Annotated in this window: 5 protein-coding genes; 2 read left to right on the forward strand and 3 right to left on the reverse strand. The window is 68.8% G+C overall.

Annotated features, from left to right (window positions below):
- Position 1: 1 nt before the first annotated feature.
- Positions 2–1327 carry a hypothetical protein gene (locus tag UK12_RS25260; protein WP_045305438.1) on the reverse strand — a complete coding sequence of 442 codons (1326 nt, stop codon included), beginning with the start codon at positions 1325–1327 and terminating at the stop codon, positions 2–4.
- A 973-nt stretch (positions 1328–2300) separates the two neighbouring features.
- Between UK12_RS25260 and UK12_RS25265 the strand changes: the two genes are divergently transcribed.
- Positions 2301–2891, forward strand: a complete 591-nt coding sequence (locus tag UK12_RS25265) for a hypothetical protein (RefSeq protein WP_045305439.1) — start codon at positions 2301–2303, stop codon at positions 2889–2891.
- A gap of 183 nt (positions 2892–3074) precedes the next feature.
- On the opposite strand, the gene UK12_RS25270 is transcribed toward UK12_RS25265, so the two are convergent.
- Positions 3075–4046 carry a serine hydrolase gene (locus UK12_RS25270; RefSeq protein ID WP_197085161.1) on the reverse strand — a complete coding sequence of 324 codons (972 nt, stop codon included), beginning with the start codon at positions 4044–4046 and terminating at the stop codon, positions 3075–3077.
- A gap of 430 nt (positions 4047–4476) precedes the next feature.
- Entirely contained in the window at positions 4477–5064 is a 588-nt protein-coding gene (locus UK12_RS25275; protein WP_045305445.1) for a DinB family protein, read from the reverse strand.
- 793 nt (positions 5065–5857) lie between these two features.
- Between UK12_RS25275 and UK12_RS25280 the strand changes: the two genes are divergently transcribed.
- On the forward strand, positions 5858–6112 hold the full coding sequence (locus UK12_RS25280; protein ID WP_156178925.1) for a hypothetical protein: 255 nt from the start codon (positions 5858–5860) through the stop codon (positions 6110–6112).
- Positions 6113–6277: the final 165 nt, after the last annotated feature.

The following is a 6277-nucleotide window of genomic DNA, read 5'->3' on the forward strand; positions in this document are numbered from 1 at the left end:
ACTAGGACGGCGTGATGTTCAGCCTCGTGGCCGCGTGCGGCTCGGAGTCACCGAGGCCGACGCTGAGGATCGCCTCCTCCTCGATGTTCCCGGCGTCCACGGCGGGGAGGACGACGCGACCGCGCTGGTCGGTCAGGATCACCCGCTCCCGGGTGCCGTCGTCGAAGGTCGCTCCCTCCGCGGTGATCCGGCAGGTGAGCGGGATGCCGGGCACGGGCCGGCCGTTGGCCACGTACTCGGCGACGAGCGGCCGCTCGACATGGTCCTTCATGTGCACCACGGACTCGCCCTGGGCGACCACCTGGGTCCGGCCGACGAGCGAGGCCGCGCCGAACGGAGGCGCCGGGATGGGGTACCGGCCCACGGTCTTCCGGGTGGGATTCGTGTACCAGAGCTCCCCGTTGGTGCCGACGCAGATGCCCTTCGCCCCGCCGCCGTTCGGGAGGCCCACCATGGAACCCGTTCCCGACAGGTTCCGGTCGAACTCGTGAAGGCCCTGGCTGGAGGCCACCCAGACCTCGCCGTTCGTCCCGAACGTCAACTGCTGCGGGACGGCGGTGCCCAGGTCCGCCGTACGCCAGCTCAGGTTGTTCAGGTCGAAGCGCAGCACCTGGTTCGGGTTGGTGGCGGTCACCCACACCGCTGCCGTGTCCGCGATGACGTAGAAGGGCTTCTGCTCCGGCCCCCGGGGCAGCTGGAACCTCTCCCAGGTCTGCTGCCCGGGGGAACGGCGGTACAGGCCGTTCTCAGTCCTGACCGGGGTGGTGGTCCGCTTCTGACCCGTGATCCAGTAGGTGTGGGTCTTCTTGTCCGAGGTCGTGGTGACGGCCACGTCCCAGAGCCAGGTGTTCGCCTGGACGGGCATGCGGTCGATCTGGCCGCCGGCCGCCGGGATGGAGATGATCCCGACGTAGCTGTACTGCGGTTCGGCGAACAGGAGGCTGTACTCGAGGACGGGAGTACCCGAGGATCCCGTGTCCGTGGTCCGGAGCTTGATGCTCTCCGCCTTGGCGTCGTCCTCCAGCGGGTAGACGGACACCGGGAAGGTGCCCACGGTCTCCATGGACATGATGGGGTCCGGCTTCTGCTGCGCCGGCGCCGCGAACCAGATCCGCTGCGCCCCTTGCGGGTCCTTCATGACTCCGGCCGACAGCGGGGGAATACCCGAGTGGTCCACGGTGGTGCGGCTGTCGGGGGCGTTGGGATTGAGTCGGATGATCGCCTTGCTGTCCGTGGTCACCCACAGGTACCGGAAGTTTCCCACGGCCACCGAATGCGGGACGTAGTTCCCGATCGAGAATTCCTGAATGCTGTTGACATCCGCCACAGCGTTCCCCCTCCAGCTTTTCGGTTGATTCGTCAACAAACCTGACGGCACGCAACTGCGAACACCTGCACGAATACGGCCGCCGTCTGATGCCCCCACACAAGGACGGCTTCGACCGGTCGAGAATATGCCGCCCGTACTCCCGGCACACCAGAGCAAACCGGCCATCATCGCAGCGGCTTCCCGACGCCCGGACAGCGCTGCACCGAAAGAGATCATCGCGACACGTTTCGCCTGCAAACAGCTGCATTCGAGATCCGCCCCCGGCAGGACTCCCCCGCTCGGCCACCAAGATCTGTCGATCGTCAAGAGCGCTCGCACCCCGCCGTTGCGTCGGCGCAGCTTGGCCGGTTTTCTCCCGGAGCGGCCTCCCCGGCTCGGGGATACCGCCCGGTGGCGCGAAACGGCCATCTGTCATTCATTTCCGGGTCAGCACTCCGGGCGCGATTAGCGATCAAGAGCGTCACTGAACCCGCCCTGCCCAAAACCTTGTTCGAGACGCTGATCAGGAAATTCGCCCAAGATCTACCCGAGCATTGATCTTCGAGGCAGCACCTTGCGGCTTCCCGACGGCGATCGGCCCTTCGGCAGACGTCCCGCTCTCGACGATGCCGATTCGGGTCGGTCCCGAGGAGATGGAGACGGCTTCACGGTAACCACAGAGGCGGCCGCGCCAGGAGGGACACCCGCACACGGACGCCCGCCGGAACCACACGCTCCGCCCTGCCCCGTTCCAGGACCCGGAACCGGACGACTTCGCGCTCCGCGCTCCGGCCCGCCACCGCCTCCGGGCCGCGAGGCGATCATGCGGTGCGGTCTCCCAGCCCACCGACCTCCGACGTCCATCACCTCCTGGCGCGAGGCCCACGCCGACCTCCGACCTCCGACCTTCGACCACTGAGGCCGGTCCAGGACGGTGCAAGGAGACCTGCCGCTCCCGTCACCGCCTCCCCCGGGTGGCTAACCTGGCCGGATGGCACTCCACGGCTTCGCGACCACCGAGTTCCAACTCGTGCTGCTGCGGCGGATGGCGGACTTCCAGCCCGAGCTGGTCGAGCAGGCGGTACGCCGGCTCGGCTCCTCCCGGGCCGAGCTGCGCGAGGCGAACAGACGCTGGCAGGCGATGGTCCGCTCGTCCCGCTTCCCGCGCGGGGCACAGCGCTTCGCCGCGGTGCTCGGCCCACCGCAGGCCACGTTCCCCCGCCGGATCGGCGACCTCACCTGCACCGCGCAGCAGTGGGCGCTCCCGATCTGGCCCGAGCTGTCGTTCGAGGTCCTGCTCGGCCCTGCGGAGAGTGGCAGCCCGGTCTGGAACGAGTGGCTGGTACGCGCCGCCGGCACCCCACCGCCCGCCCTCCGCACGCTCGCCGACCTGACCCCGTGGAGCTGTGTCGTCTCGGACGTCGCCGCGGCCTTCCCGCCGGCCGTCCCGCGCGAGGGCAGCGCACCCACCCGGTGGCAGCTCGACTTCACCGCTCCCGACCCGTCCGGGCTGCCGCGTTCCTGGACGGCGGACTTCACCTGGGGCCTCCTGCAGGAGGTCCGCGCCAACGAGCCCGGCTGACCGACCCGTTCGACCGACGGCGCCGGCTCCTGGGCCCGGACCCGGCGTGCAACGCGACAGGGCCGGCCGATCCGACACTCTCTCGGATCGGCCGGCCCATTCGAGCGCAGGCCCGCCTCTGCCAAATATCGCTGCGTCAATTCAGCGACTCGGCGATCCATCACCGAGCCTGCGTCGGGTGCGTCAGTGCGCGACGGGCCCGAACGGCGCCGATCCGTCGGAGGCCTCGGGCGTCTCGGCGCCACGGGCGTGCGGAGCGGCCTTGGAAGTCCCGCCGCCGACCGCGCTGTTGAGGTCGCGGTGCACCGCCGACGCGATCCCCTGGATGGTGTCGATCCCGTACGACTCGGTGGCGTTGTCCTGGGTCAGGACCGCCATCCGGTAGTCCTTGCCCGCGCCGGTGAAGATGCCCAGGCTGTGCACCCGCCAGCCGTGGGTCGCCCGCGGCAGCCAGCCGTTCTTCACGTGCACGGAGACCGCGGCCGGCGCGCCGAACGGGGTTCCCCAGCGCTGGTCGGCCTCCACCTGGCTCATCAGCCCCAGCCCGTACGCCTTCGCCGCCGGCGTGATCACGCTCGGGTTGCCGGTGTAGACGTCCAGCATCTTCAGCTCGTCGTCGGCGGTGATCTGGGTGAGACCCCAGTAGCCGTCGGCACCCAGCTGGGTGTCGTTCATCCCGGCCAGCTTCAGGAAGGCCTGGAGGCGCGGCATGCCCAGGCTCTTCCACAGATTGGTGGCAGCGGTGTTGTCGGATGCCGTGATCATCTGCTGGAGGTTGTCGTCCTCCCAGGTGGTCAGGTATCGCTTCTCGTCCTCGGCACGGCGCAGTACGGCGCCCATGATGGTCGCCTTGACGACGCTCGCCGAGTCGAAGTGCGTAGTGGAGTGGTAGGCGCAGGAAACGCCGGTCCTGGTATCGGATATCGCGAAGGCCACGGTGTCCTGACGCCCCGACAGCGTGCTCGCAATGTCCTTGGAGAGCCGGTCGGCCAGCTGAGGGTTGCTCGCGGAGGTGCAGTAGCCCGGGGTGCTCGGCGCGGGCCGGGGTGCCGCCTGCGCGCCGACGGGTACGGCGGACACCAGCAGCGTCGCTGCTGCGCCGACGACCAGCCGGGCGAACGGCCGTCGTATGCGGGTGTGTTGGCGAACTGCCATGAGAAAGGAATCCTTTGAGAGATTGGACGGACCTGCCGGGGAACGCGGTCGAGCGGCGCGGCGCCAGGGCATGCCACGGACCACCGGAGGCCGCGTTCCCGAGCCGTGCGTGTGTGTTTCCGGATCACGCGGTTGGTAACACGCGTATCCGGTCGTTGAGGTTCGCCACAGAGGCTGTGAAATCTGACGGACCACCGGGAGCCGGGGAGCAGCGGAGTGGGCCAACGTCGAGGCCCCCGGCCCGAGGCCTCACCGACCTGTCTGTCCGTCCGTCAGTTGGCCCGCCACGGAGGGGTCGACGAACACGGCGGCGGCCTGCCTCCCGAACTGCGTCACGTCGGCCCCGCCGAGATCGGATTTCGTTTCTTTCCCGTCGCACTCGGCAGTGCCGGGACAGACGTGGGCCCGCACCTCGGTCGGTTGCCCGGGACTACGCGCCTCGGTCGGCTTCCTTGGCCGCCTGCTCCAGCCGGCTTCGGTGGTTCTCCCACCATGCCGCGTCGCCCGGGGCCATGTTGTCGCTCCCCTCCCGCAGCCCCACGGTCCCGTCGATGAGTTCCCGGACGATGTCGGCGTGCCCGACGTGGCGATCGGTCTCGGCGATCATATGGACGAGAGCCCGGTGCAGCGTCACCTCGTTCCGACTCCCCCAGGGCACCCGGCCGACAGCGTCGAGGTGCAGCGACTCGATCGTCGCGTCCGAGTGGGCCCACACCCGGCGGTACAGCCCGACGATCTGCTCCCGCGTCTCATCGGCGGTCGCCCACATGTCGGAGTTCGGCTCGGCGTCACCCGCTGTCCAGAGCTGCGGCGCATCGAACGGCCTCCCGAAGGTGTCGCCGAAGTACACCGCCTCGGCACTGGTCACATGCTTGACCAGTCCCAGCAGGTTGGTGCCGGTCGCAGTCATCGGCCGGCGAAGGTCGTACTCCGACAATCCCTCAAGCTTCCACAGCAGCGCGTCGCGAGCGTCCTGCAGGTAGAGGTGGAGGTCTTCCCTTGGATCTGATCCGGTCATGGCGACCAGTCTGCCGCTCACCCCATCCCTGTCCACCGCTTTCGGCGAACCTCCTGCCACGGCAGCCCCATCCACCGCCGCCGGACACTCCCGGCCACCCCGGAAAACGCAAAAGCCGCCTCCCTCAACGACTTTCGCCACTCCGGGAAGCGCTTCTCATCGGTACTTCCCTCATGCGGGACCTCGCGGGCACCGGGCAGGCCGCCCGGCTCGATCTTCAAGTCCAACGGCGGCTACGTTCCACCGGTCCGGCAACGGAGTTCTGGTCAGCTGACGCTTCCCGAAAGGGAGTCGATCTCGCGTGGTCCGGCCCGGGGCGACTCGTTCCGCGAGATGGCCCGCGCCCGGCGTCGGCAGCCGTGCCTGCTCACGACGAATACACAGCTTCGTGAATTCGTGGCTGGGAAGCTTGCCGAGGACTGGTCACCGGAGCAGATCTCCGGCCATCCGGCCAAGATCTACCCTGCTGGACCGGAGCTGCGGGTGAGCCACGGGACGATCTGCGAGTCCTTGTTCATCCAGGCCCGCGGTGTACTCGCCAAGGAGCTCCGGAAGCACCTGAGGTCCGGCCGGCCGACACGTCGCAATATCCACAACTCGGTTACAGCGCAGTGGCGTTCGCAGCTCAAAGGAAGCGACATCGATCAGCGGGCGTCCTGCCGAGGCGGACGATCGCGCGGTCCCTGGCCACTGGGAGGGAGATCTGCTTCTCGGCCGCGGGCCGACCCGGATCACCACGGTCGCCGAACGCTCTTCTCGCTTCACGGTGCTCGTTCGGCTCGACGGGCGGGACATGGCCACCGTCACCGCGAGGCCCAAGGGCGCGAGCATGGAGCACCTGACCCAGGACGACCTCGACAAGATCTCATTGAAGTTGAACACGCGGCCCCGAAAGACCCTCGACTTCGGCTCACCGGCCGATAGACTGGAAGCCCTGTTGCGCCGACGGGTTGAGTGCACCATCATGCCGCCGACTGGCACGAGCAACCCACCCACGCTCCACGCCAACCCCGTAACCTGCGACTTCAAGATGAAACGGGTTCGCTGAAGGTCCTTCGGCTTCCTTGGACCTGTGGGGCTCGGCGGGCGTGATCTCGGTGTCCGGGTCTGCCACGCCGGGGCTTCGAGCCGGGGGCGGTCCTGGGGGCCGCAGCCACGGACGCCCCGCCCGGCGAGAGCCAGGCGGGGGCGTCCGTGAGGCAGTAGAGCGCCG

It is taken from the genome of Saccharothrix sp. ST-888 (assembly GCF_000955975.1).
Taxonomy (GTDB): Bacteria; Actinomycetota; Actinomycetes; order Streptomycetales; family Streptomycetaceae; genus Kitasatospora.

What these genes read in the sequence shown, in the direction of transcription:
- UK12_RS25270 (WP_197085161.1), bottom strand. Translation starts at nt 4,046, where the DNA reads ATGGCAGTTCGCCAACACACCCGCATACGACGGCCGTTCGCCCGGCTG.
- UK12_RS25280 (WP_156178925.1), top strand. Translation starts at nt 5,858, where the DNA reads ATGGCCACCGTCACCGCGAGGCCCAAGGGCGCGAGCATGGAGCACCTG.
- UK12_RS25265 (WP_045305439.1), top strand. Translation starts at nt 2,301, where the DNA reads ATGGCACTCCACGGCTTCGCGACCACCGAGTTCCAACTCGTGCTGCTG.
- UK12_RS25275 (WP_045305445.1), bottom strand. Translation starts at nt 5,064, where the DNA reads ATGACCGGATCAGATCCAAGGGAAGACCTCCACCTCTACCTGCAGGAC.